Origin of the sequence: Candidatus Defluviilinea proxima, from assembly GCA_016721115.1 — a bacterium.
Classification (GTDB): Bacteria; Chloroflexota; Anaerolineae; order Anaerolineales; family Villigracilaceae; genus Defluviilinea; species Defluviilinea proxima.
Genome location: JADKIW010000001.1, coordinates 2,217,753 through 2,241,449, shown reverse-complemented (window position 1 = coordinate 2,241,449; position 23,697 = coordinate 2,217,753). Strand labels below are relative to the sequence as shown.

The 23,697-nt window shown below is 48.1% G+C and carries 23 protein-coding genes; 7 read left to right on the top strand and 16 right to left on the bottom strand.

The features are described 5' to 3' along the window. Positions 1–50: 50 nt before the first annotated feature. Positions 51–1,064, bottom strand: coding sequence for a hypothetical protein (locus IPP66_10395; protein ID MBK9925690.1), 1,014 nt, complete (start codon positions 1,062–1,064; stop codon positions 51–53). 67 nt (positions 1,065–1,131) lie between these two features. Between IPP66_10395 and IPP66_10390 the strand changes: the two genes are divergently transcribed. From IPP66_10390 to IPP66_10380, 3 genes are all read left to right on the top strand, one after another. Then, complete coding sequence (locus tag IPP66_10390; protein MBK9925689.1) at positions 1,132–1,947, top strand: hypothetical protein; 816 nt, start codon at positions 1,132–1,134, stop codon at positions 1,945–1,947. A 46-nt stretch (positions 1,948–1,993) separates the two neighbouring features. Then, a complete protein-coding gene (locus IPP66_10385; GenBank protein MBK9925688.1) occupies positions 1,994–2,353 on the top strand; it encodes a M67 family metallopeptidase in 360 nt (119 codons plus the stop codon). Between the two features lie 62 nt (positions 2,354–2,415). Continuing rightward, complete coding sequence (locus tag IPP66_10380; GenBank protein ID MBK9925687.1) at positions 2,416–3,099, top strand: glycerol-3-phosphate acyltransferase; 684 nt, start codon at positions 2,416–2,418, stop codon at positions 3,097–3,099. Between the two features lie 75 nt (positions 3,100–3,174). Here IPP66_10380 and IPP66_10375 read toward each other — a convergent pair whose 3' ends face one another. Beyond that, positions 3,175–4,002, bottom strand: coding sequence for an MBL fold metallo-hydrolase (locus IPP66_10375; GenBank protein MBK9925686.1), 828 nt, complete (start codon positions 4,000–4,002; stop codon positions 3,175–3,177). 157 nt (positions 4,003–4,159) lie between these two features. Between IPP66_10375 and tnpA the strand changes: the two genes are divergently transcribed. The 3 genes from tnpA to IPP66_10360 all read left to right on the top strand — a co-directional run bounded on the left by tnpA (position 4,160) and on the right by IPP66_10360 (position 11,091). Next, on the top strand, positions 4,160–5,785 hold the full coding sequence (tnpA, locus tag IPP66_10370) for an IS200/IS605 family transposase (protein MBK9925685.1): 1,626 nt from the start codon (positions 4,160–4,162) through the stop codon (positions 5,783–5,785). A gap of 93 nt (positions 5,786–5,878) precedes the next feature. Further along, entirely contained in the window at positions 5,879–8,686 is a 2,808-nt protein-coding gene (gene polA / locus IPP66_10365) for a DNA polymerase I (protein MBK9925684.1), read from the top strand. A gap of 95 nt (positions 8,687–8,781) precedes the next feature. After that, on the top strand, positions 8,782–11,091 hold the full coding sequence (locus IPP66_10360) for a tetratricopeptide repeat protein (GenBank protein MBK9925683.1): 2,310 nt from the start codon (positions 8,782–8,784) through the stop codon (positions 11,089–11,091). Between the two features lie 67 nt (positions 11,092–11,158). On the opposite strand, the gene IPP66_10355 is transcribed toward IPP66_10360, so the two are convergent. The 13 genes from IPP66_10355 to IPP66_10295 all read right to left on the bottom strand — a co-directional run bounded on the left by IPP66_10355 (position 11,159) and on the right by IPP66_10295 (position 21,700). Then, positions 11,159–13,060: a hypothetical protein gene (locus tag IPP66_10355; GenBank protein ID MBK9925682.1), complete on the bottom strand. Its 1,902-nt coding sequence runs from the start codon at positions 13,058–13,060 to the stop codon at positions 11,159–11,161. 215 nt (positions 13,061–13,275) lie between these two features. Continuing rightward, complete coding sequence (gene recR, locus IPP66_10350; protein MBK9925681.1) at positions 13,276–13,878, bottom strand: recombination protein RecR; 603 nt, start codon at positions 13,876–13,878, stop codon at positions 13,276–13,278. Positions 13,879–13,906: 28 nt separating this feature from the next. Beyond that, on the bottom strand, positions 13,907–14,233 hold the full coding sequence (locus IPP66_10345) for a YbaB/EbfC family nucleoid-associated protein (protein ID MBK9925680.1): 327 nt from the start codon (positions 14,231–14,233) through the stop codon (positions 13,907–13,909). Between the two features lie 341 nt (positions 14,234–14,574). Next, on the bottom strand, positions 14,575–14,880 hold the full coding sequence (locus IPP66_10340) for a hypothetical protein (GenBank protein MBK9925679.1): 306 nt from the start codon (positions 14,878–14,880) through the stop codon (positions 14,575–14,577). Beyond that, positions 14,835–16,133 (bottom strand): DNA polymerase III subunit gamma/tau, encoded by a 1,299-nt coding sequence (gene dnaX, locus IPP66_10335; protein ID MBK9925678.1) that lies wholly within the window; start codon positions 16,131–16,133, stop codon positions 14,835–14,837. The genes IPP66_10340 and dnaX overlap by 46 nt, the downstream gene beginning before the upstream one ends. A gap of 123 nt (positions 16,134–16,256) precedes the next feature. Next, positions 16,257–16,754: a lamin tail domain-containing protein gene (locus IPP66_10330; GenBank protein ID MBK9925677.1), complete on the bottom strand. Its 498-nt coding sequence runs from the start codon at positions 16,752–16,754 to the stop codon at positions 16,257–16,259. Positions 16,755–16,846: 92 nt separating this feature from the next. Continuing rightward, on the bottom strand, positions 16,847–17,590 hold the full coding sequence (locus tag IPP66_10325; protein MBK9925676.1) for a hypothetical protein: 744 nt from the start codon (positions 17,588–17,590) through the stop codon (positions 16,847–16,849). Between the two features lie 85 nt (positions 17,591–17,675). Continuing rightward, entirely contained in the window at positions 17,676–18,602 is a 927-nt protein-coding gene (gene prmA, locus IPP66_10320; GenBank protein MBK9925675.1) for a 50S ribosomal protein L11 methyltransferase, read from the bottom strand. A gap of 16 nt (positions 18,603–18,618) precedes the next feature. Then, positions 18,619–19,335, bottom strand: coding sequence for a hypothetical protein (locus tag IPP66_10315; protein ID MBK9925674.1), 717 nt, complete (start codon positions 19,333–19,335; stop codon positions 18,619–18,621). A 4-nt stretch (positions 19,336–19,339) separates the two neighbouring features. Beyond that, the gene (locus tag IPP66_10310; GenBank protein ID MBK9925673.1) at positions 19,340–19,795 is read right to left on the bottom strand and encodes an NUDIX domain-containing protein; all 456 of its coding nucleotides are present in this window, start codon (positions 19,793–19,795) and stop codon (positions 19,340–19,342) included. Positions 19,796–19,902: 107 nt separating this feature from the next. Continuing rightward, the gene (gene crcB, locus IPP66_10305) at positions 19,903–20,295 is read right to left on the bottom strand and encodes a fluoride efflux transporter CrcB (protein MBK9925672.1); all 393 of its coding nucleotides are present in this window, start codon (positions 20,293–20,295) and stop codon (positions 19,903–19,905) included. A gap of 22 nt (positions 20,296–20,317) precedes the next feature. Next, on the bottom strand, positions 20,318–21,283 hold the full coding sequence (locus tag IPP66_10300) for a cation transporter (protein MBK9925671.1): 966 nt from the start codon (positions 21,281–21,283) through the stop codon (positions 20,318–20,320). A 126-nt stretch (positions 21,284–21,409) separates the two neighbouring features. Beyond that, positions 21,410–21,700 (bottom strand): winged helix-turn-helix transcriptional regulator, encoded by a 291-nt coding sequence (locus IPP66_10295; protein MBK9925670.1) that lies wholly within the window; start codon positions 21,698–21,700, stop codon positions 21,410–21,412. A 112-nt stretch (positions 21,701–21,812) separates the two neighbouring features. On the opposite strand from IPP66_10295, the gene IPP66_10290 reads away from it, so the two are divergent. Continuing rightward, positions 21,813–22,451, top strand: coding sequence for a hypothetical protein (locus tag IPP66_10290; protein ID MBK9925669.1), 639 nt, complete (start codon positions 21,813–21,815; stop codon positions 22,449–22,451). Between the two features lie 75 nt (positions 22,452–22,526). Here IPP66_10290 and dnaJ read toward each other — a convergent pair whose 3' ends face one another. Beyond that, positions 22,527–23,648: a molecular chaperone DnaJ gene (dnaJ, locus tag IPP66_10285; protein ID MBK9925668.1), complete on the bottom strand. Its 1,122-nt coding sequence runs from the start codon at positions 23,646–23,648 to the stop codon at positions 22,527–22,529. Positions 23,649–23,697: the final 49 nt, after the last annotated feature.

Below are 23,697 nucleotides of genomic sequence, written 5' to 3'. Positions count from 1 at the left end.
TCCAAAGAATACCCATCTTCACGTGGAAGCGGGTGAAAAAGATACGTTCGCTAGACCGTGGAACCCGGTCGTTTACCAAGCTGTCGAAAACGTTCGTAAACGTTCTGCAACCAATTGGTCATATCACGATAATATACAAAACTACCCGCTAACAATGCGGTCGTGATGAATGCGTGCCCGGCAAAACCCACAAGAGCCAGCCATGATTTATTCTCCGGCACGCTCCATAAAAGATCCAAGCCGCGCGACAAGAGGAAAGTACTCAATACAAACATGCCACTTGTCGGCAAGGAGAAACGGATCATCCTCATGCTTGACGAAATGGAAGAGAACGCATTCTGCTTCCGTACAAAGATTCCGTGAGGAGCGAAGAACAATGGCACCACCAACCAAAACGATAGGAAGAGAATGATAAAGCCTGCCACATTGGAAAGCACCGGGCTGATGATTGCAAGCAAGGTAAAAAGAAAACCTAACGGTATAAAGATAGCCATCAAGCCGATCATCCAAAGTACTGACAAAAGGATGGTTTGAGCGATCGCGCGAAATAAACTAATGCTCACATCGCCCACGTCCAAAGTTGATTTGGCCACTTGACGGAAGTATACGCCTCCGCCTATCCATCCAAGCGGGATCAAGATAAATAAGAAGCCCAACATGGTCCAAAACGAAGAAACAACAGATACGTTTTGAGCGCCAAACGGATTTGCTACAGGTAGGATCTGGGCCGAGAGACTTGAAATACCGATCGGAAAGAACTGCAACTTGGAGAGCAAACTGAGCAAGTTGAAATTCTGCAACCGATCCATGAAGAAGGTCTGGTTCTGCACAAACAGATCCAAGTCAGATTCTGGTACGCCCAAACGAGCTTGCGTGAACACAAGTCGAAAGAAAGGAGACAACAAGGCATCCACGCTGAAACGCGGCCCTAACCACAAAAGCAAGTCAAGACCCAAAGGCAAAAGGATCAGCACTACACGGTTGGAAACCAAGTCAAAGCCCGTTTTCAGTGAACCAAATACACCGGGCGGAGGAGGCAATGTTTCAAGTTTCTGAACTTCCATAACCCTTTGATTCTACCATACCGAATATGTCTTGGCATTCGTCTGCGGGGCAGGTACAATCCTTATAATGAACGAACAAAACCGTTTTATGCCAGATTCGAACCGCATCGGGTTACTCACATCCACGGTCTTATTAGTGCTTGCGTTGACAAGGCTCATCCCATCGCCCGAATTCAACGTAGTTGTCCAATTTCCAGGCTTTTTGCTTGATCTGCCCCTCAACATTAATACAGTCATGGGTTTCCTGACGGCCGGGTTGACCGCCTCGGGCATGGATTGGCTTTTGCGCGGCCACCCATCCCTTCGCGAACGGCCAACCTTTCAATGGTGGCTCCTCCCCACACTGACTACTTTCGTCATTACCGTTCCCCTGTCCATTCTACCTAGCGGACAAGCCTGGTGGGGTGCTTTTCTGTTGAGTGGCATTTTTGTTTTCTTTGTTTTTCTCGCTGAATATATCGTGGTGGATGCAGATGCCCCTTATTACTCGCTGGCTGTGGCTGGACTGACCTCCATATCCTATACATTATTTTTTGTTCTGTCCGTTGCATTGCGTTCCAGTGAGATTCGCTTGTTCATTCTTTTGCCAGCACTCTTCATCGCATCTTCGCTGGCGAGTTTGCGCATTCTGCACTTGCGAGGAAGCAGTAAATGGGAGTTTGCGTGGTCTATTGGCATTGGGTTGGTATGCGTCCAGTTTGCGGCAGGGTTGCATTATTGGCCTCTAACTCCTGTCCAATTTGGGTTATTGCTCATCGGCCCACTGTATGGATTGGTCAACCTCGCGATCAATCTCGCGGAGAATGTCCCCACACGGCGTGCCACACTGGAGCCATCCATTATCACTGCGCTATGCTGGGGATTAGCAATCTTCATTCGATAAAATGATCTCGCAATTAACGCTTGATAAAAAGCACGTACAGGAGATCATGGATTATGTAAACATCCATGCACCTCTGGAGGCGTGCGGGATATTGGCAGGAAAAAATGGCAGGGTGGAAAAAATTATTTTTGTGCAGAATCAGGCTCAAAGTCGAAAACGATTCGTGATGGATCCCTACGAACAACTTCAGGCATTTGATTGGATAGAATCCAACGACCTCGAATTACTTGGTATCTTCCATTCGCATCCTACTGGACCTGAAGCTGTTTCGCCTACTGATATCGCCGAGGCCGCTTATGAAGTTGTCCATGTAATTTGTTCACGAACAGACAGTCAGTGGAAATTGCGAGGCTTCTGGATCGAGAACAAAGAGGTCACAGAAGTGACCTTACAAGTTGAGGAGTAGAGAAACCTTACGGGTTTTCTCGTGTTTCAAGTTTTATACTTATTCGGAGGATTGTGATGCATATGTTGGCTGAAGTTGGGATCGTGGTGTTCGGGTATATTCTGGGCTCCATACCCTTTGGAATGATGATCGTAAAGTTCAAAACCGGCAAAGACCTGCGCGAGATCGAAAGCGGACGCACAGGCGGGACAAATACCGTGCGCGCGGCTGGTTTTTGGGCAGGATTGCTAACAACCATTCTAGATATTCTTAAAGGGGCAACTTCGGTATGGCTTGCACAAGCCGTTAGCCCGGACAACCATGTTCTCCATGTGCTGGCTCCCGTATGTGCGATCCTTGGACATAACTATTCCATCTTTCTACTCAACCGTGATGCGGATGGCAAACTGCGCTTCCATGGTGGCGCAGGTGGTGCCCCAGCTCTCGGAGGCGCAGTAGGACTATGGCTCCCCATGTTCCCTATCGTGTTCGGGATCGGCGCATTCATTTGGTTCACAATTGGTATGGCATCTGTCACCACCATTGGGATCGCTGTGTTCGTAACGATCATCTTTGCAATACGAGGCTATCTGGGATATCAAAACCCCATCGATACTTTGTATGGAGTATTGGCTTTATTGCTTCTCGTTTGGGCATTACGGACGAACATCAAGAAGTTGATCGAGGGCAAAGAAAGAGTCATCAGTTTGAGTTTGAATGGTTGGTTGCGCGCAAGAAAAGAAGCGAAGCAAAACACCAATCAGTGAGTCATGTTGCGCGAATATCAAGTTGTTTAAAGCAAACGTCCCCAGTGATGGGGACGTTTTTATTTTGCAATTTTCCTATTCAGCCATTTGATACAACAAGGCTCGCAAATTACTCTGGTGCAAGTCCTCTGCCAAACCGCCAAGGAGCACCCTGCTTTTACCGCAGGTTTCGATCTTCATATCTTCCAAAAATTCATCGGCGTTCTTTCGCTTCGCAATGGACTTCACAGATTTCTTGATCGCATTCAAATAATTCAGATTCTCTTTGACCGCCGCATCGATCTCGCCACGCAGAATAATATCGCCGTGCCCTTGCACAATGTTCTCGAGGCCCATCTTTGCGATCTGTTTAATGGACGCAATATTGTCATCCACATCGCCATCAACAATATGCGGCACTGGCATGAATGAGTCACCCGCAAACAGGATGCGATCTTCTTCTACAAGAACAGAGATCCCGTCATTGCTATGCCCAAAGGAGGGAGAAATGATCAGGTTCTTCTTCCCCACGCGCAGTGTCATATCCCCATTTACGAACGTCATTTGGGGAGGGACGATCTTCACCTGGCGTAGTGCCAGGTTTTGCTTCTTGGCCGCTTCCAAAGACGGAGCACCACGCTCTTCCAGAAGTTCACGACAACGTGAATGAGAGATCACAGTTGCCCCAGGGAAGAAACAATTACCCCAGGCATGATCTGCATGGTAATGTGTATTGATCACGTACCGCACAGGCACATTCAATTCGTGCTCAATAAATTCACGGATCGTCAGCGTTTCATCCGGCAAGGCTAATGTATCGATCACAACGGCCCATTGTGGGCCTGCCACTACGCCAGCCGTAACCTGCGCATACACTTCACTTTGAAACCAAAAGACATTTTCAGAAACTCGTTCACGGTGCATCGAAACCCTCGTTAACTTTTTTTATATTGATAGCACAAACACCGGCGAAAAGCAAGTTGAATATACAAATTTTCAGGGTAAAAGCTCGCATTTTCGTAAATGTCACCCATCTACCCAGCTTGCATCTGTCCTTTTGCCGTGTTACACTTCATTGAAAATGGCTAAAAACCTGCTATTTGTAACAAATGATGCTAGGTTCATCAACGGGATGCGCCATGGTATCGAACAGGCAGGCTACTCACTCTATATAGCAAAGCGCAAAAGTGAAGCCATTATTTTGACTGATGAAGAAAAATGTTCTCTGGCTTTTCTTGATTTAGACATCGGAGAACGTTTCGTCGCTGAGATCGGAAGCGCGATCCGCACGATCAACCCGACCATCAATTTGATCCTGTTTTCTGACGAAGATACGCCACCCGCATTGGATGAGATTCGCCCGTGGATTTTGTTACGGAAACCAAAGCACTTACCGGAAATGTTGAACATGTTAAACGATAAAGCATTCCAACAGCCCAAGAAACCCCAAGCCAGCGAAGCATCGCATGCTGTTCAATTGAACAACAAAGATGAGCTTTCCTGGCTCGGCGATGTGACCAAAGCCGCGCAACATCTTACGCGGCTTACGCTTGAATCATCTGCACAGGCGGCGTTGATCACACGCAAGAATAATCTTTGGGCATACGCCGGTCAGCTTTCACAGGATGCGGCGCGGGAATTGGCCGTCACGGTCACCCGTCATTGGGATGGACAAAAAGGAAGCGATCTTCTGCGTTTTGTCCGCCTCGAAGCAACAAAGGCTGAACACATGCTATACGCCACACGCCTTGCAGACGATGTGGTATTGGCTTTGGTCTTCGATGCAGAGACTCCCTTCAGCACCATTCGCATGCAAGCCGGTCAATTGGTGAATCGACTTTCATCACCGGGGTTGACCGAAGCGATGGAACCGCATATTGAACAACAGAATCAGGCTCCGGTGGCGTATGAAGCGCAGGCTCCATCTGTTGAAGAAGACGAAGACACGTCGGATGATGTCGATATTCCTAACATCGCAAACATCCTAAACGACGTACCCCCTCCCATTCCATCTCCAAGAACACATACGCCGATGGAATCCGCAGGCACACGGACATCCATAGCGCGCCCGAAGAAAGACAATCGAGAGAGTTCACCTGTTGTCCATCAAATGGAAGAGTCTCCGGTGGATAACGATCAGACCGTTGAACATGTGGTGGAAGATATTGATGCCACCATGCCATCGAAGTCGCGCAAGCGTCCTGAAACCCCAATGCGCCGCCCTGCCACCGGCGAATTAGATGAGACGCGTCCCCACTCGATTACGGAAGTTGCAGGGCGCGTCATGCTGGAGCCGATCACCCCAGGGCTCTACAACCTGACCTATGCCTGCTTGCTCGTTCCTCGTCTCACCAATCATTACCTGACTGGCGATATTTCAGACCGTCTTTCTGAATGGCTTCCGCAGATTTGCATTGCCTTCGGTTGGCGCTTGGAATATCTCGCCGTTCGCCCTGAATATGTGCAGTGGGTCGTGAACGTTCCACCTGCGGCTTCGCCCGGTTACCTCATGCGCATCATGCGCCAGCAAACGTCAGAAAAGATCTTTTCAGAATTTTCCCGCTTAAAGAAAGAGAACCCATCAGGTGATTTCTGGGCACCGGGATACCTCATCATGGGCGGCACACAACCGCACCCGCCACAACTGGTGAAGGATTACATCAAACAAACCCGCGTGCGACAGGGAATCGAACAGGGAAAACACTAATAAATCCCATTGACAGATCATGAAGGAGCGCAGATTATAATAACTCTGCGCTCCTTTTGTTTTAACCTGAAAACTAATTACTGGAAATAAACCATGCCCCCTACCCTCTATCTCATTGACGGACACGCACTCGCCTATCGTATGTACTTCGCCCTCACCGCAGGCGGAGGCGGAAGTCAACGCTGGCAAACATCGAAAGGCGAACCCACTGCGGGAGTCTACGGTTTCGCGCGTGAACTGCTCCGCATCCTTGAACAGGAACAACCTGAATACATTGCGGTTGCGTTCGATGTCGGCAAAACCTTTCGCGATGAAATGTTCCCCGCATACAAAGGTACGCGCGAAAAAATGCCAGATGATCTGCGCCCACAGATCGAGCGTATCCGCAAAATGGTGGATGCGTTCAATATTCCGCGTCTTGAAATGGAAGGCTTCGAAGCGGATGATGTGCTTGGTTCCGTGGCGCGTATTGCCAATGAACAAGGACTTGGTGTCAAGATCATCACCGGCGACCGTGACCTTCTGCAACTCGTAAACAAACGCACCACCGTCTACCTCGCAGGTGATGACCAGAACTACATCAAAGATGAAGATGTTGTCAAAAAACTTGGCGTGCTCCCCAAGCAAGTCGTGGACTACAAGGCCATCGTCGGTGACAAGTCCGATAACATCCCCGGCGTGGCGGGCGTTGGAGAAAAAACCGCCATTGCCTTGCTTGAAAAATACAAGACGCTAGATAACATCTACAAAAACATAGATGAAATCGAAAAGCGTTGGAAGACAAAACTCGAAGATAACAAAGAGAATGCCTATCTCAGCCGCGATCTTGCGCAAATTAAGACCGACCTCAATATCAAATTGGATCTGGAACATGCGAAAGCACAGGATCTGGATGTCCCTGCTATCGAAGCCTTTTTCAAAGAGATGGAATTCCGCACGCTTCTCAAAACCCTTGAGAAGGTTACTGGTCAATCCGCGTACGCGTCTGCTACGCTGACAACAACCACTGCCCCATCAAAGCCCGGACAGCAAATGTCCATGTTTGTGAACGAACCGCAGGTTGTTTACACCCCCAAAGCAGACTTGAACATCACAGTCAACATCGTGGATACCGAAGAGAAACTGGCGGACCTCGTCAAAGCGTTGAATAAGGCTAAGGTCATTTCCTTCGACACCGAGACAACCTCCACCGAAGAAATGAAAGCGGACATCGTCGGCATTTCGCTGGCTTTCAAAGAAGGTGAAGGGTATTACATTCCCGTCGGTCACAACGGCGGGACCAACCTCCCGCTCAAGAAAGTATTGTCCGCGTTGGAAGCGCCGATGACGAATCCAAAGATCGGTAAGATCGCACACAACGCCAAGTACGATTACATCGTCCTCGCAAAGTTCGGATTAACCGTCACTCCGCTCACCTTTGATACGATGTTGGCCGAGTTCATCCTTGACCCATCATCCAGAAACCTCGGGTTAAAAAATCTGGCCTTCGTCAAACTCGGCGAAGAGATGACCCACATCGAAGACTTGATCGGCAAAGGCAAGAAGCAACTCAGCATGGCAGATGTAGCGGTTGAGTCCGTTGCGCCGTATGCAGTGGCCGATGCAGAGATCCCATTGCGGTTGATGGAACTTCAACTAAAGGATCTCAAACGCGTGGGAGGCGAAAAGCTTTTAGATGAAATTGACTTACCTCTCACACCCGTCCTTGCAGGGATGGAGATGGAAGGTGTTCTGCTCGACTTACCTTTCCTCAAAGAGATGTCCGCTGAATTGACAAAGCGTTTGGCAGAGATCGAAAAGAACATTTTTGACTCGGTCGGCAAAACATTCAATGTCAATTCCACGCAACAACTTTCGGATGTACTCTTCAAGACACTCGGCTTGGAACCGCCTGATAAAAGCAACAAAACCGCTAGCGGACATTACTCGACAGCGGCGGGTGTGCTTGATCTGTTGAGCGGCAAACATCCTGTCGTGGATTGGGTCTTGGAACATCGCGAACTCTCGAAGTTAAAATCGACCTATCTTGATGCACTCCCTCTCGCAGTGGATGCAAACACGGGACGTGTTCACACTTCCTACAGCCAGATCGGTGCTGTGACAGGACGTCTCTCTTCGAACAACCCCAATCTACAGAACATCCCCATCCGCACCGAGACTGGGCGCAAGGTCCGCAATGGTTTCATTGCAAGCAAAGGTAATGTATTGCTCTCTGTCGATTACTCACAGATCGAGTTACGCATCGTAGCGCACATGGCACAAGACGAAGCCATGCTGGAGGCCTTCCGCGCGGATGAAGATATCCATGCTACAACAGCGGGAGCGATCTACGGCATCAACCCCAAAGAAGTGACAAAGGAAATGCGTCGACACGCCAAAGCCATCAACTTTGGTCTCATCTATGGCATGTCTGCATTTGGTCTCACACGCTCCACAGAACTTACGCTTGCAGAAGCAGAGACGTTCGTCAAAACATATTTCCAAAAATTCCCCGGTGTCAAAAAGTATCTTGATGGCATTCGCAAGCAAGCCGCTGAACAAGGATATGTTGAAACTCTATTGGGACGCAGAAGATATTTCCCTGCACTACAAAGTACAATTAACAGCCAATCAAAGAATCGCGAAGAACGGGAAGCGATCAATGCTCCCATTCAAGGCACTGCGGCAGACATCATGAAGATCGCCATGCTGAAAATCCCATCTGCGCTCGAAAAGGCTGGGCTGACCGGTAAAATGCTTTTACAAGTACACGATGAACTCGTGTTGGAATGTCCAAAAGAAGAGTTGGAAAAGACAGCACAGGTTGTGCAAGACACAATGGCAAACGCCTACCCATTGAGCATCCCGCTTTCCACTGAGGCTCGTTATGGAAAAAATTGGGGTGAGATGAAAGTGATATGAAACTATAGTAGGTCACACTTTAAGCGTGACCTACTATATAAAAACAAGACAATTGTAAGGGTGGCAATTCAAACCACTACGGTATAATAGCCCTCATGCCCGGACGAGAAGACATTTTCCAAAAAGCAATGAACGAAGGCCATTCCTTTGCGTGGGATCAGGAATGGAGCAAAGCCATCGCCGCCTATCGTAGGGCCTTGCAAGAAATGCCCGATCACCCCAAAGCTCTCAACAGCTTGGGGTTGGCGCTTTTCCAACAGGCCGAATTCGACGAAGCCCTGCAGATCTACAAACGTGTTTCGCAGGTTTCGCCGCAAGACCCGGTTCCCATGGAAAAACTTGCGCAATTGCTCGAGCGCACCGGTCACCTCAAAGAAGCTGTCGATGCCGCCCTCAAAGCCGCAGACCTCTTCCTCAATCAGCGCGATGTGGATAAAGCCATCGAAAACTGGGTGCGCGTCGCATCGCTCGACCCCGAGCATGTACTCGCCCACTCACGCCTTGCCCTCGCCCATGAACGTCTCGGGCACAAGGCACAAGCTGTCGCAGAGTATTTGGCTGTTGCCAGTCTCATCCAACGCACGGGCAACATGGAAAAGACCGCTGAACTCGTCAACAAGGCATTGACGATCATGCCCGAAAGCGGAGAAGCCAAACAAGCTCAGACCCTCCTTCGTTCCGGACAACTTCTTCCCAAGCCATTACGTCCCAAAGGCGGGACGGGCCCCATTGCGATGGCTCAAGTCAAGCAGTTGGACCAACCCCAAAAGCAGACCGATTCAGGGCTGGACCCGGTAGCTGAGGCGCGCCAAAAAGCCTTAACGCGTCTGGCAGAGATTCTCTTCGATTACTCCACCGACGATGGTTCCTCAGCCCAAGCCCGCAGAGGCATGCAAGCCCTCATGCGCGGAACAGGCCAACTTAACCTGCAACAAAACGAACAAGCCAAAGTTGTTTTACATCTGGGCCAGGCCATTGACTTGCAAAGCAAAGGCAAAGACTCACAAGCCGCAGACGAACTTGAGCATGCTCTCGAATCGGGATTTAATCATCCCGCTTTATATTTCAACCTTGGCATGCTTCGTTCCGCCGAAGACAGACTCGAATCATCCCTGCGTCATCTTGCGCATGCCGTCAAACACAACGACTTCAACCTCGCGGCACGTTTGCTGATGGGACAGATCAACCAAAAACTGGGACGCCTGCAAGCCGCGGCAATTGATTATCTAGAAGCGTTGAAACTAGCTGATGCCGCAATTGTCCCTGCCGAAAATGCGGATGAGATCCTTCAGATGTATGAACCGCTCATCGAAGCGCAATCAGCCTCAAATGATGACGAAGCGTTCAAACGTCTGTGTGATAACGTCAATGGCTTGCTCATGCGCAAGAATTGGCGCGACAATTTGCACAGGTCCCGTGAGCAAATGCCCAAAAGCGATATGCTCATGCCGATCGCAGATGTCATCCTACAGGCGCAATCCAGCCAGGTGCTTGATGCGATCAATCATATTCACCAAATGGCCCGCAATGGACTTCTCCGCTCGGCCATGGATGAAGCCTTCCAAGCGATCACCTACGCCCCCACCTATCTGCCTTTGCACACGATCATGGGCGATTTGTTGGTGCGAGAGAATCACATTCCCGAAGCTATTGCAAAATTCAGCGCTGTGGCGCAGGCTTACAGTGTACGTGGTGAAGCCACACAGGCAACTAAAATCCTTAAGCGCATGATCCAACTCGCGCCGATGGACATGAAGGCCCGCACAAAACTGATCGACCAACTCATTGCGCGCGGACAGATGGAAGATGCGATGCGCGAATACACCGAGCTGGCGGATATTTATTACCGCCTTGCTGAGCTCGATATGGCACGCAAGACCTACACTACCGCCCTACGTGTGATCCAGCAAGCCAACGTGGACCGTCAGTGGAACGTTCACATTCTGCAACGCATGGCCGATATTGACATGCAACGACTGGACTGGAAACAAGCCGTCCGTGTTTATGAACAGATCCGCACGTTGCGTCCCGATGATGAAAGCGCGCGTAAGAGCCTGATCGACCTCAGCCTACGCCTTGGTCAACCCGCTCAGGCATATGCCGAACTCGAAAGTTTCATCTCCTATATGCAGACGAGCAATCACGGCGCACGCCTGGTACCTTTCATTGAAGGTCTGATCGAAGACCACCCAGAAGATACTACTCTCCGACGCAATCTTGCCCAGGCCTACTATCAAGTCGGTCGAATGGAAGATGCTGTCAAGGAACTCGATGCACTAGCCGAAGCCCTGTTGGATGTTGGGAAAAAAGAAGAAGCGATGGTCATTGTCAATCAGATCCTTCTAATGGGACCACCCAACGCAGAACAATATCGTCAACTGCTGATGCAATTGCAGGGACAATAAAAACAAAATCCCGTCACAGTGTGTGACGGGATTTTTTGATTACAAATCTCAGTTTATAGATGCATGGTCAAGGAAGGTTGAAAACATTTTCTACGCCCGTAGCGACAAGAAAATCCCCATTCGCCATAGGTTCCTTATTTACCTGTCTAGCACAAAAAGAGTTAGGCCCATTAAAGGTTTGAACAGAATCCGTCGGAACAACTAGCCAGACAAGACCGGAATCGGAATCTTCATCGGCATGGTTAAGGTCAAGTAACAAGGTCTGTCCCGGTTCTATTTTTCTTAGCAAAGCCCAAATACCGCTGTCATCAAAATTTGAAAGGTTCTTTTTCAAGTCAGCTTTACGAATATTTGGCAGGAAAGATTTGCTTTGGCGCTCATTTGCGACGACATTAATATAAGATCGCGGTTTAACGACCATTGTTGCCAGTTGTTCATTCGGGTTACAGGTTAATTTCGTCGATTCAGGGACTGGCAATATGCCCTTGAAAACAATCCATGTTGCAATTGTTAGAAATACAAGTAGCCCTGAAAAATAAACTGTCGCGCCCAAGCCAGATTGCAAGGCTTGTTCCTGATGTTCTATTTCTTGCTCGTTTTTAAACCTTATAAATGCACTGCCCGCAATCAATGCGAGGAATGAAGTCGTCGCGGTCATGGCACGAACCGCATCATCGGATGGAGGCGCAAACGGAACGGACAACAGAATCCCTGCAAGTACAAACAGCGCCAATCGAGAGTATCTTAAGTGGATGTTTTTTATCAGACGCCAGATTCCAATTATGGTGACAATTAACAGAAAATAGGATGGTAGTACTGATTGATCTGATGGCAAATATAGAAACGAGAAAAAGTATTGTGGCTTGAGAAACTCTTGATACGCTCGGAACATACCCATCAGAAAAAGCCCGGGGGAATTCTTTATTATCTCAAGCGAAATCCCAAACGCCTTCGCCAATGGGACCCCGGGGTAATCCTGATACCATACTCTCCAGCCTCGGTAACCAGTAGCGATGCCATATAGTGTTTCACCAAAATTCGCAAACGGGATGCTACCCGGGCCTGCTATTGACTTGAATATCCAATAATTGATCAGAAAGCCCAGTACAACAGCACCGCTAAGCATGAAGAATTTACTAAAGGAGAGTTTGCCTTTCCATGCCCAAGTACTCCCCCAGAGAATCAACATGGGCAATACAAACATTGCTCCAGCACGAGCATTTAATGCAATGGCCAGAACAAATACGCCCCAAATCGCATGCCTAAAGCTGTTTTGTCGAAGTGCCCGAAGAAAAATGGACAGGGAAAGCATGCCAAGTGGGATGCCCAACTGCTCTGTGAGAAACTTCCCTGTGTACCTTCCAGAATAACAATAAATCATGATCGCTGCTACCAAAGCCGCAGGCAAAACACCAAAATTATTTTTTACTTCCGAAACCAGCAAGAAAAGAGAAATTGCAACAATGACCGCAAGTACAACCAAGGACAGAACCAAGTCTTGTCTGGTCAAAAACAAGATAGTGGATAAGTAGGTAATAAAAAGTGGACGACGGGCGGCAAAGGGCGGAATGTCTTCTCCATACAACACTTTTATGGCACCCGTAAAATATCCATTGGCATCGGAACTTGGGAAAACACCGAGAAGAGAGAAACCATCTCTATCAAAACCCTGCATGCGCCAATACATGGGGGCTAAAACCAAGACCAGGATAATTACGAAACCAGCCAGATTTCCCCATAGATCTCGCGCTCGAAGGATCAGGGCCAAACCAATCATTACGATCAAAAATCCTTCAAATGTACGTATATGGCTATGAATATTGAGAAAAGACTTATTAACTATATATCCCAAGAGAAGAAGAAAGACTCCTAGCCGTATGATCGGAACATCGAAATAAAGACTGAACCTAGAAACAAATATTGTGACTTGATGACTAACATTTTTTACAATGGGCTTGAGATTCTGCATACTTGAACCTTGTTTCAATAAAGTTTGCTGTTTCTATAAATTCAGGGAAATGTAATGAAATTTACTTGTGACAAGTTAACCCCATTAAGATTAACAACAAGACAATTTCTCTATATCAAATGAGCTGACCGATTGGCATTCTATAGTAGGAAGTTTCGTCAAAAATGAATTTGGTTCACTTTCGACAAACAAGTGAACCAAATATCCACCGTTGCCTACATATCCTGTCTACCAGATAACGCTCTCAGCAATGTGTTTTGATCGGCATATTCCAGATCGCCACCCATTGGCAAACCTCTTGCAAGACGTGTAACATGTACGCCGAATTGCTTTAATTGGTTTTGGAGATATAACGCGGTCGCATCCCCTTCCATGCTGGGATTGGTTGCAAGGATGACTTCTTTCACTCCCCCATTCGCAACACGCACGATCAACTGCTTGATCTTCAAATCATCGGGGCCAATGCCTTCAATAGGAGATAAGACTCCCTGCAAGACATGATACTTTCCCTGATAACCGCCAGTGCGCTCCAAGGCAAGGACATCCAATGCTTCTTCGACAACGCAAATAACACTTCCATCCCGCCGCGTGGACTCGCATACTTCACAGCGCTCGCGCCCCGCTTCGGTGATGTTGAAACATTCCTGACAAAAGGCCGTGTTCTTCTTGAGATGCGCCAAAGCAAGGGCCAGATCTTCCGAGACGTCGTCTGTAGCGCGCAAAAGATAGAACGCCAGCCGCGAAGCGGACTTGGGACCGATGCCTGGAAGTCGTTCAAGGGCATTGATAAGGGATTGAATGGATTCGGGTAATAACATATCGTTATAACGTTGAAACGTGTGAACGTTAGAAAGGAAGCCCGCCCGCCAGCGGACCCATCAACTTCTCTTGAAGTTCACGCGACTGGTCGAGTGCCATATTCACTGCGGACAAGACCAAGTCTTGCAACATTTCGGCGTCCGCGTCTTTGATGAAATCAGGAGAGATTTCAACGGACTGACATTTCTGGTCGCCTGTCATCACGACTTTGATCGCGCCGCCACCCGCCGTAGCAGTGACAGTTTCCACAGCAAGTTTTGCCTGTGCTTCTTCCATTTGTTTCTGCATGCGTTGCAGTTGCTGCATCATGCCACCCTGCCCCATTTGCGGACCTTTGTTGAATCCTTTAGCCATAAAACACCTCAATTTCTATATGATAGTAACTTCAAAAAGTATCCACCTTGACTTCAACTCTGATCAAGATTATTTTACCTATATAGGTTTAACATACATGCCCTTGTGTTCAATCTCAGCAAGGGATTTCTTATCAAAAATATAAGACTCAAAATAGCCACATTTTGTACAAACAAGATATGTAATTATTGCTGGAGATCCAAAAAGTCCAAAAAAGAGACTCCGTTGTTGGAACAAAGATTCAATTGCATATACAGAAACACTTTTACATTTGGGGCATTCACCATTTGCCATTTACTTCTCACTTTCTAACCTATAGTGAACATCTACTGGTGTACTAATCAATCCTGCATATCCACGATCTCGCCACCGTGTTGGATGGCGGTTGCGACCATGCCGTCCTGCGCCACGTTCGCGGGAATCTTGCCTTTCGCATTCGTCACCACACAACGCACGCTCACGTCCGCGCCAAACTCGTCCTTGATCAACTTTTGGATCGCTTCGATCTGATCGGGCTTATCGATCTTTGAAACCAGCACGTCGCTCGCCAAACCCAAAATCAACGTCTTGCCCTGCACGTCGATCATCTTGACCGAGTTCATCAACGCCGAAAGATTTGCCTGCGCTTTTGGCAAAGCGGATGACATATGCTTCCACGCCTTGATGATGTCACCTGCACTAACAATATTTTTTTCAGGTGCATGCGCTTCGACTGCGCCTTCGGCTCCGCTCTGCGCGGAAGGTTGAGGCTGAGTCTCCGTTCTGGGAGCTGACATAGGCTTCGGCTTGGTTGACTCGGCGTGGCGATTTGAGCAGACTCGGCTGGAGCGTCGAGCACTTCCGCTAAAGCAAGTTCCAGACTCAAAGATGGCTGCCAGCCGCCACGCAAATCCACAGCTGCATTGTTGAAGGCTTTCATCATGCGCAAGACATCGCTCGTCGAAAAGGACTTGGCGTGCGCCTGCATCTGTTTCTTGACATCCGCCGTGGCTTCGACCTGATTCGCATTGCCCATTTGAATGAGCATGAGACCGCGCAAATACTCAACGATCTGACGCGCCAGCGAACGCGGATCGGCGCCCGCATCGAGCGCCTTGTGGATGGTCTCAAGCCCATGCGCGGGATCGTGATCCATAATGGACGTGAGGGTATCGAGCACGGTTTGACTGGTGGCAGTGCCGAGCACGGTTTGCGCGAGAGTGAGCGTGATCTTATCGCCCGTGGACGAGAGTTGATCGAGCAACGAGATCGCATCGCGCATGCCACCTGCAGATTGACGCGCGATTTGAATCAGCGCATCATCATCCGCCTGAAGGTTCTCGGCTTTGACGATCATTTTGAGATTAGTGACGATCTCCCCCACTGGCACACGTCGAAACTCATGACGCTGACAACGCGAGAGAACGGTTGCGGGGATTTTATGAATTTCAGTTGTTGCTAAAACAAAGATGGCATGTGGAGGCGGTTCTTCGAGCGTCTTGAGCAACGCATTGAACGCCGCTGTCGAAAGCATGTGGACTTCGTCAATGATGTAGATCTTGTATTTGCCCTGCGAAGGCGAGAAGTTGATCTTGTCGCGCAAATCACGGACATCGTCAACGGATGTATTGGATGCCGCATCAATCTCGAAGAGATCCATGAAGCGATTTTCGTTGACAGCCTTACAATGGCCACATTCGTTACAAGGTCGCTTAGTGGGATCAGGATTCGTGCAGTTGACCGCTTTCGCCAAAAGGCGTGCAAGTGTAGTCTTGCCCGTCCCGCGCGGACCCGCAAACAAGTACGCATGACCGACACGATCTGCCTTGATCGCGTTCATCAACGTGGTCACGATGTGGCTTTGCCCCATCACCTCGTCCCATTCTTTTGGTCGGTATTTTCTATATAAAGCTTGAGTCATTTTATTTTATGTAGGGCGGGGTCTCCCCGCCCTGTATCATTGAATCCACAAATTTCAAGAATGCTTATCATTTTATATTTATAGGTTATAGGGGCGGGATAACCCCGCCCCTACCAATCATATTTACGGCACCGTATACACTGCACGGACATTTCCACTTGGGTCGAGCAACTGCGCTTCCTCGCCCGATTGCCAGACGGGTTCGGTCTGACCCCAGTATAAGTCAATCACGGTATTCGTCCCTGCAACGGTATGGATCTGTACTGCGCCATTACCATTGAGCGTCAGGTTCGGGAAGGTGAACACGTGTCGATTGGCATCTTTCAACTGCCAGCTTGCAAGGCTCAACGATTCCTTCCCTGCATTACGCACGATCACCCACTCCGCGTCCAGAGTCCCTGCGCCTACGATGCTCACGATCTCCACGGGAATATCCACATTCGGGTCGAACGCTGGCGCTGAAGGTCCACTGCTTTGACCGTTCGCAGGCACCACAGGCTGAATAGCCGAAACACTTGTCGAACGATAATTACGGTCATACCAAAACAGAATGCCCCCGATCACACAGGCAGAAACGGCTACATTCAAAAGCAGGTAAAGGATGAGTTTGCGGCGGTCCATGTGCGCCGAATCATAGCACAGATTGTCTCTGATTGAAATTAAAAATCCTGTGATCTTTGCGACCACAGGATTTTTCTCAACAACTCAATATGTTACGGCAATTGCGTCAGCACAAAATCATCAAAAGATACATTCGTGGTGGTGGCTTCTTCTCCACTCCACACAAAGAGTGAGATACTGCCAGAGGTATAGGTTGAATCTTCCACCGAGTCAACTTCCTGTCCATCCACATACAGAGTCAATTTACCGTTTCCGCAATCAGCACCCAAGCGATAAGAATCCGCATCTTGAGCAATCAAATCCGAATGTCCCCATTGATCATCATTGGTCAAGAAAAGATCGGTCTGCGCCAATGCGGCTTTGGCAATGGCATACTGTCCCAAAGGCGTCACAGCAAAGTAATATCTCGAATCATCAATGGGATATTGCTTATCGCAAAAGAACCCAAACGCCGTGGTGGAGTCCGTGCCGTTATTGATTACGGTAACTTCCATGTGAATATCTTTGTATTCTTCTTCGTTGGGGTAAGACCAAACAATGTAATTCTTTTCAAATACCTGGAAGTTCAAAGCATCATCCACATATTCAACCGCGCTGCTTGCGTCTGTACCTGTGCCCCAATTGTCACTGCCCATGGAAAAATCATCTTCCAGCAAAGCATCAGCATTGCTAACAGGCTCTTCTGTTTGAGCAGGCTCCACATCCGGGGCATCTGTACCCACAGGCACAACATCATTTGTATTGGTATCTCCCGGTGCACCTGTCACAGCCTGACATGCCAACGCCGCCAATGCGAGACCTGCAATTGCCATAACGATCTTAAAATTACTTTTCATCCTCATCTCCTTTTTTGAAATAAGGCAACATTTTAACCGCCTCCTTCAATGAGACAATCGGACATACGGGGGATTTAATCGAGGCTCAGCGACTCATCGTCAACGCGACCCAATCTCCCATTTGACGTCGCTCGTTCATTTTTAGACCTTTAGCCTGCCCTGCCTCAATGACATTTTGTTCCTGCTCGAACAGTATCCCACTTAAAATGATCGAACCATTTTCCTCGATCAAGTCTGCGAGACCCGCATCAAACAGGCGCACGATGACCGGCGCAAGGATATTCGCCACAACCAGTGGCGCCTTCTTGAACTCGAACTTCCCATCGAGAATCTCCTGCACCGAACCCAATCCCAAGGTCAACTCATCGCCCACCTCGTTCGTATCCGCGTTCTCACGCGAGTTGGTAATGGATTCAGCATCGATATCCACGCCCAAGGCTTTCGTTGCTCCAAGTTTAAGCGCGGCGATGGAGAGAATGCCAGAACCGCAGCCTACATCAATCACGATTTCCGATTTACGATTTCCAATCGAAGATTGATCAAAAGACAATTCCATAAGTTCGAGACATAGCTGCGTCGTGGGATGAGTCCCTGTGCCAAACGCCATGCCGGGGTCGATCTTGATGGCAACACGTTCCGGTGCTGGAGAATCCATCCACGCGGGCAGGATGAGGAGACGCTGTCCGATGAGGATCGGCTTGTAGTATTGTTTCCAGGCTTCCATCCAGTTTTGATCCGCGATCTGTTTGTAAGTCGCGGCAGGCAACGGACGGATCATCCCCAAATAGAAAAGAGACTCTTCGAGCTGTTGCCTTGTCTCTTCAAGTTGATCGTTCACCTCCAAATATCCACGGACGGTGATCGGCCCTGTTGGCGTGCCTGCATCTTCCGCATCGTTATATTTCACACCCTGCTCGGTCATCACACCGTTGGGCGCAAAACGAGCGAACACATCCGCTACAGATTCGGCGAGTTCGCCGTCTACAGTCATTGAAACTTCAAGCCAATTCATAATTCACCTTATATTTTCAAAATGGATTACCTGCAATCATTCGTCCGAGATTATAAAAATATTCGCTCGTTACACCAATAGCCGCAGGATGTTGTAAAACCACAAATTTAGTTTCGCCAATGTTACTGTAAAAATATTTCTCTTTCTCATTTTCATGAAACTTGCCATCAATGAGCGCTTCCCAATAATTCAGATATGTGATGCCAAAAGCACAAATGATCTTTGGCTGAAATTTCTCAATATTACGCCGAATATGACTGGCCCTGTTGGGAAAAAAAGTATTGCGGTAGGTTTCACGATCTTTCAATATCTCAAGAGCAGACTCTTGACCATAGATCCAAACACTTGTACCCGGCGAAGGCAAGGGAAAAAGCTCAAATATACAACTATCGTCATTCTTTCTGCCCCATGAGGTCCGCTGATACTCACGGACGGTATCTGTGCTTACGGGCTGATTACGTGTACCAAATAAAAATCGAATTTGCTTACCCCATGTGTTCTGTATCTTTGGCTTCTTTCCAAAATATGCAGGAATACCTATCGCGACATGGTACTCAGCCATGTCTTCCAATTCCATGCCACCACGCGCTTTCCAAGTGAAAAGGCGGCGATTGATTTCATCAACCGAATTACCGCCACCTTCTTCCATGCCCAAAAACCAGCAAGACGCTTGATAATTTCCATACCCATAAAAACCATTTGCAAATTCAAGAAGAAATTTATCGTCAAGCATATTCTCACACCATCAATTTGTATATTTGCTTTATCAAATCAACATCCTGCGAACGGACATCGGGCAGGCTATCGAGGGAAAAATAATCAAGCTCAGAGACTTCATCGCTTGGGTGGAATTCGCCTTCAGTGACCCTGCAAAGATAATACAAGCCTACGCGGTCGGGCCTCCATGTTTTGACGAAGAGAAAGCGTTCGATTGCAACTTGCAAGTTCGTTTCCTCATGCATTTCACGAATGAGAGCTTCTTCTGCTGTTTCACCATATTCCAAGCTACCACCCGGCAAACCCCAAGGATGGAATCGATTATAGGTGGTTTTGACCAGCAATACCTTTTTATTTTGGTCAAAGATCACAGCAACGGCAAATACTTGAAACAAGGGGCGTATGATTCGAGACGCTAAAGCCTGCATCCACAAGGGAAAGACCCGCCAGATTTTCAATAGTATGATTTTTAGCATGAGGGGGCAATTATCTCATAAGTGATGCCCCCATAGATTACAGGCTTCGTAAGGCACAATTTGGTTTATTGCTGGGGATATAGGAGCGAGCCCCCTGATTCCGAACTCTATTTCCAAATCCAAAAAGCGACGGAACGCCCGAGCCAGACGAGAAGCAAACCCACTATAACATTCGCACCGACATTTGCCAAAGCGTTGACAGCTTTACCGTCACGCAGGAGGTTGATCGTGTCGTTGCCAAAGGAGGAAAAGGTTGTGAATCCGCCAAGGACTCCGATAAAGACAAGTGCCCTTGATTCAGGTGTAAACGCCCCGCGCGATTCAGCGAGTTGGGATAGAAGCCCAATGACGAAACATCCGGTGAGGTTGACGGTCAATGTGCCGTAAGGGAAATCTATGCTTTTGCTGAGGGATTGGATCCATGTGCCGAGCAGATACCGGGAGACAGAGCCAAATGCTCCACCGAGTGCAACGAATAGAACAGACAAAAGTGAAGGCATCGATGAGGTCTTTTAGGTGGAATCAGGCGGCGGCTTGGATGGAAGCGTGCTCTTCATCCAAATGCGATGGACCACATAAGTCACAATACAACGAGTCGGGAAGACAATCTACACATTCGAGTTGAAGGGTGGCATGCGCAATGTTGTAATGATGCTGAAGAATGTGATTGACCTCACGTTGAATGTTCGCACCTTCGCTGATGGATGAATCATGCGTGAGAATATGCGCGGACATGGTGCGGAGACTCTGTGTGAGACTCCAGACATGCAGATCGTGAACCCCAAGCACACCTTTGACCTGCAATAGGTCGTCGACGAGTTTTGTTGCATCAATATCGCGCGGCTTGGCCTCGAGCAAGATATCGATCGCGTCGCGCAAAATACCCCAGGCATTGTAGAGGATCATAAAACCGATCAGCACACTGATAAATGGATCAAGCCAATTGGCTTTCGTGAAATAGATGATTATGCCCGCAATGACCGCACCAATAGTGGAGAGAACATCGCCCATGAGGTGAACAAACGCAGAACGAAGGTTGAGGTCGGAGTCACTACCCTGATGGACAAGTTTGGCTGTGACAATGTTGACAATGACAGCAATGAGGCCAACCCCAATGAGGATGCCCGATTGCACTTCTGGCGGGTTGATAAAACGATGATAGGCCTCGTAAAAAATCCCAAGCGAGATGAGAACCAACGTGGTGGAGTTCACAAGTGCCACAAGGATACCCACGCGATGATAGCCGTAGGTCTTGCGTTCGTTAGCGGGACGGGTGGTGATACGAATGGCGAACCAACTTAACCCAAGCGCGATGACATCGGTCAGGTTGTGAGCGGCGTCGGTGAGCAGGGCGAGGCTGTTCGAGAATATCCCCGCCGCGGCTTCGATGAATACAAAGGCAAGCGTGAGAAACAGCGAAACAGATAATCGTTTTGTGGATTGGTGCGCGGCTTCGCGCAGATGAGAATGGGTGTGTGGGTGTGTCATAAATTCCAGTGGCTTTATTTCAAAAGACCTTTCATTCTTTGGACACGGATTGCACAGAAACCACGGTTGCTTTCCGTATTTTTACGGAATACTCCGTAGAATCCGTTAGATCCGTGTCCCAAAATATTATCCGTGCTCCACATGATCGAGACCCATACGGTAGAGCTTTGCTACATGGTCATCGTCCAATGCATAGAAAACCTGACGTCCATTCTTGCGACCACGCACAAGTTTCATCTGGCGCAATCCACGCAATTGATGCGAAACAGCGGACTCGGTCATTTCGAGTTGCGCTGCAATATCACCCACATTCATTTCTCCATCCAGCAAAACAGAAATGATGCGCAAGCGCGTTGGGTCACTGAGAGCAGAGAATAGGTCAGCAAGGTGTGTGGAGGTTGAGTCTTTGAGTATCATGATTAATATATGAATAATTGCTCATATATTCACCTTATATCATAAGAAGTTTACATCGTCAAATGAAATTTATTTACCAAATGCTATAATAAAATTTAGTTTAGGAAAACGAATGGAAAAATTTAGCGAACTAGCAGTTTGGATATGGATCGGTTGTGGGTTTGCAAGTGTAAAATTACTTACTCAAAGCTCAGATAAATTTGTTTTTGAACATACCTTCTGGGGGCAAATGAAAAAAAACAGTTTATTGACTATTGTCTTTACGGTGGGTATTTTAGGCTGGCCAATATTGTTAATTATTTATCTGTTATTACCTAGAAGAAAAATCAATTCCCACAAAAATATTATCTGCGAACATTGTGGTCATTCATTTCAAACTCAAGTAGATATTCAACTTAAACAAAATCAACATATTCCACTAGCAAGGTTTTCCAATGAGATCCAATTGGCGATTGCAGAAGGGCAAAAAAGAGTAAATATGCCCATTCCATTTATCATGGCAGGGGTATGGATTCTTGGAGGAGTTATTAGTTTCACCTTCGACAATCCAATATTAATGATAATAACCTTTTTTACTGGATTCATGTCGGGATGGTTATGGTGGTCATTCGCAGTTCCACGTTGGCGGGAATGGGCTCTCAAACAACCTGGTGTTACACCTGATGAATTGCAACACGCGGCAGAATTGGCATTACTGGTTTGGCCAAAAAATCATTTTTTTGAAAAAACTGAAATAAGACCTAAAAAGTAACTTAGCTTGCATCTTTTAATCAAAATAGGCAGACCTTTGTCTGCCCATTAACTTCTAGAGATTATCTAGCAAAGATCATCCACCAAACGCGTCATTCAACCAATCGATGAATCCTTTTTCCTGTGGCTTGACTGATGTCCCCAACGACTCAGCCAGTTTCTCAAACAACTCGCGTTGTTCCTTGGTGAGTTTTGTCGGGATGGCCACATTGACGATCACCAGTTGGTCACCGCGATGTTTGCTTCGTACATGTGGCACACCCTTGCCCTTCAAATGAAAGACTTTTCCAGATTGCGTGCCAGAGGGAATCTTCAATTTATCATCCCCATCGATCGTCGGCACATCCACTTCAGCGCCAAGAGCCGCCTGTGCGATGTTGATATCGAGATTCAAAATAATGTCATTCTCACGGCGTTTGAAGAACTGATGCGGCTTGACATCCAACACAAGGAACAGGCTTCCGTTCGGGCCGCCCAACGTACCGGGTCCGCCCTCCCCTGCCAAACGGATCTGCGTACCACGGTCCACGCCAGCAGGGATCTGTACTTTCTTATTGATCGTCTTGCGTTCCAAACCGCCACCGCGACAGGTCTTGCACGGAGATGAAATTGTCTCGCCACGTCCGTTACAAGTCGGGCACGGGGACGATTGCACCATCTGACCCAAAAATGTTTGACGGACCTGACGCACTTCACCCTGTCCATTACAAGTGGAGCAACGTACCGGCGTCGTGCCAGGTTCAGCACCATTTCCATTACAGCGTGAACAAGTCTCTTCGCGTTGGAACTCGATCTCTTTCTCAACACCGAAGACTGCCTCTTCAAACGTCAAATTGACCTGCATCTGCAAGTCACGTCCGCGACGTGGAGAACGGCGAGAAGAACCTCGTCCCGTTGAAAAACCGAACTGGCCAAATAGTTCTTCGAAGATATCGCCAAAGTCCGCGGTGTAGTCGTGGAACCCACCGCCACCCATGTTGCCAAGACCCTCTTTACCAAAGCGGTCATAGCGAGCGCGTTTGTCTTTATCCGAAAGCACGCCGTAGGCTTCGTTGATCTCTTTGAATTTCTCCTCGGCGCCTTCCTCCTTGCTCACGTCAGGGTGATACTGACGCGCAAGTTTACGGAATGCGGCTTTGATCTCATCATCGTTCGCATTCCGCCCAACACCAAGGGTCTCGTAGTAATCGCCGCTCATAAAGAATAGATCAATAGAGAACAGAGACTAGTAATACTCTCCATTCTCT

Excerpts from the sequence above, each read along its gene's own strand:
- IPP66_10395 (MBK9925690.1), bottom strand. The coding sequence starts at position 1,064 with ATGGAAGTTCAGAAACTTGAAACATTGCCTCCTCCGCCCGGTGTATTT.
- IPP66_10390 (MBK9925689.1), top strand. The coding sequence starts at position 1,132 with ATGAACGAACAAAACCGTTTTATGCCAGATTCGAACCGCATCGGGTTA.
- IPP66_10385 (MBK9925688.1), top strand. The coding sequence starts at position 1,994 with ATGGATTATGTAAACATCCATGCACCTCTGGAGGCGTGCGGGATATTG.
- IPP66_10380 (MBK9925687.1), top strand. The coding sequence starts at position 2,416 with ATGTTGGCTGAAGTTGGGATCGTGGTGTTCGGGTATATTCTGGGCTCC.
- IPP66_10375 (MBK9925686.1), bottom strand. The coding sequence starts at position 4,002 with ATGCACCGTGAACGAGTTTCTGAAAATGTCTTTTGGTTTCAAAGTGAA.
- tnpA (MBK9925685.1), top strand. The coding sequence starts at position 4,160 with ATGGCTAAAAACCTGCTATTTGTAACAAATGATGCTAGGTTCATCAAC.
- polA (MBK9925684.1), top strand. The coding sequence starts at position 5,879 with ATGCCCCCTACCCTCTATCTCATTGACGGACACGCACTCGCCTATCGT.
- IPP66_10360 (MBK9925683.1), top strand. The coding sequence starts at position 8,782 with ATGCCCGGACGAGAAGACATTTTCCAAAAAGCAATGAACGAAGGCCAT.
- IPP66_10355 (MBK9925682.1), bottom strand. The coding sequence starts at position 13,060 with ATGCAGAATCTCAAGCCCATTGTAAAAAATGTTAGTCATCAAGTCACA.
- recR (MBK9925681.1), bottom strand. The coding sequence starts at position 13,878 with ATGTTATTACCCGAATCCATTCAATCCCTTATCAATGCCCTTGAACGA.
- IPP66_10345 (MBK9925680.1), bottom strand. The coding sequence starts at position 14,233 with ATGGCTAAAGGATTCAACAAAGGTCCGCAAATGGGGCAGGGTGGCATG.
- IPP66_10340 (MBK9925679.1), bottom strand. The coding sequence starts at position 14,880 with ATGTCATCCGCTTTGCCAAAAGCGCAGGCAAATCTTTCGGCGTTGATG.
- dnaX (MBK9925678.1), bottom strand. The coding sequence starts at position 16,133 with ATGACTCAAGCTTTATATAGAAAATACCGACCAAAAGAATGGGACGAG.
- IPP66_10330 (MBK9925677.1), bottom strand. The coding sequence starts at position 16,754 with ATGGACCGCCGCAAACTCATCCTTTACCTGCTTTTGAATGTAGCCGTT.
- IPP66_10325 (MBK9925676.1), bottom strand. The coding sequence starts at position 17,590 with ATGAAAAGTAATTTTAAGATCGTTATGGCAATTGCAGGTCTCGCATTG.
- prmA (MBK9925675.1), bottom strand. The coding sequence starts at position 18,602 with ATGAATTGGCTTGAAGTTTCAATGACTGTAGACGGCGAACTCGCCGAA.
- IPP66_10315 (MBK9925674.1), bottom strand. The coding sequence starts at position 19,335 with ATGCTTGACGATAAATTTCTTCTTGAATTTGCAAATGGTTTTTATGGG.
- IPP66_10310 (MBK9925673.1), bottom strand. The coding sequence starts at position 19,795 with ATGCTAAAAATCATACTATTGAAAATCTGGCGGGTCTTTCCCTTGTGG.
- crcB (MBK9925672.1), bottom strand. The coding sequence starts at position 20,295 with ATGCCTTCACTTTTGTCTGTTCTATTCGTTGCACTCGGTGGAGCATTT.
- IPP66_10300 (MBK9925671.1), bottom strand. The coding sequence starts at position 21,283 with ATGACACACCCACACACCCATTCTCATCTGCGCGAAGCCGCGCACCAA.
- IPP66_10295 (MBK9925670.1), bottom strand. The coding sequence starts at position 21,700 with ATGATACTCAAAGACTCAACCTCCACACACCTTGCTGACCTATTCTCT.
- IPP66_10290 (MBK9925669.1), top strand. The coding sequence starts at position 21,813 with ATGGAAAAATTTAGCGAACTAGCAGTTTGGATATGGATCGGTTGTGGG.
- dnaJ (MBK9925668.1), bottom strand. The coding sequence starts at position 23,648 with ATGAGCGGCGATTACTACGAGACCCTTGGTGTTGGGCGGAATGCGAAC.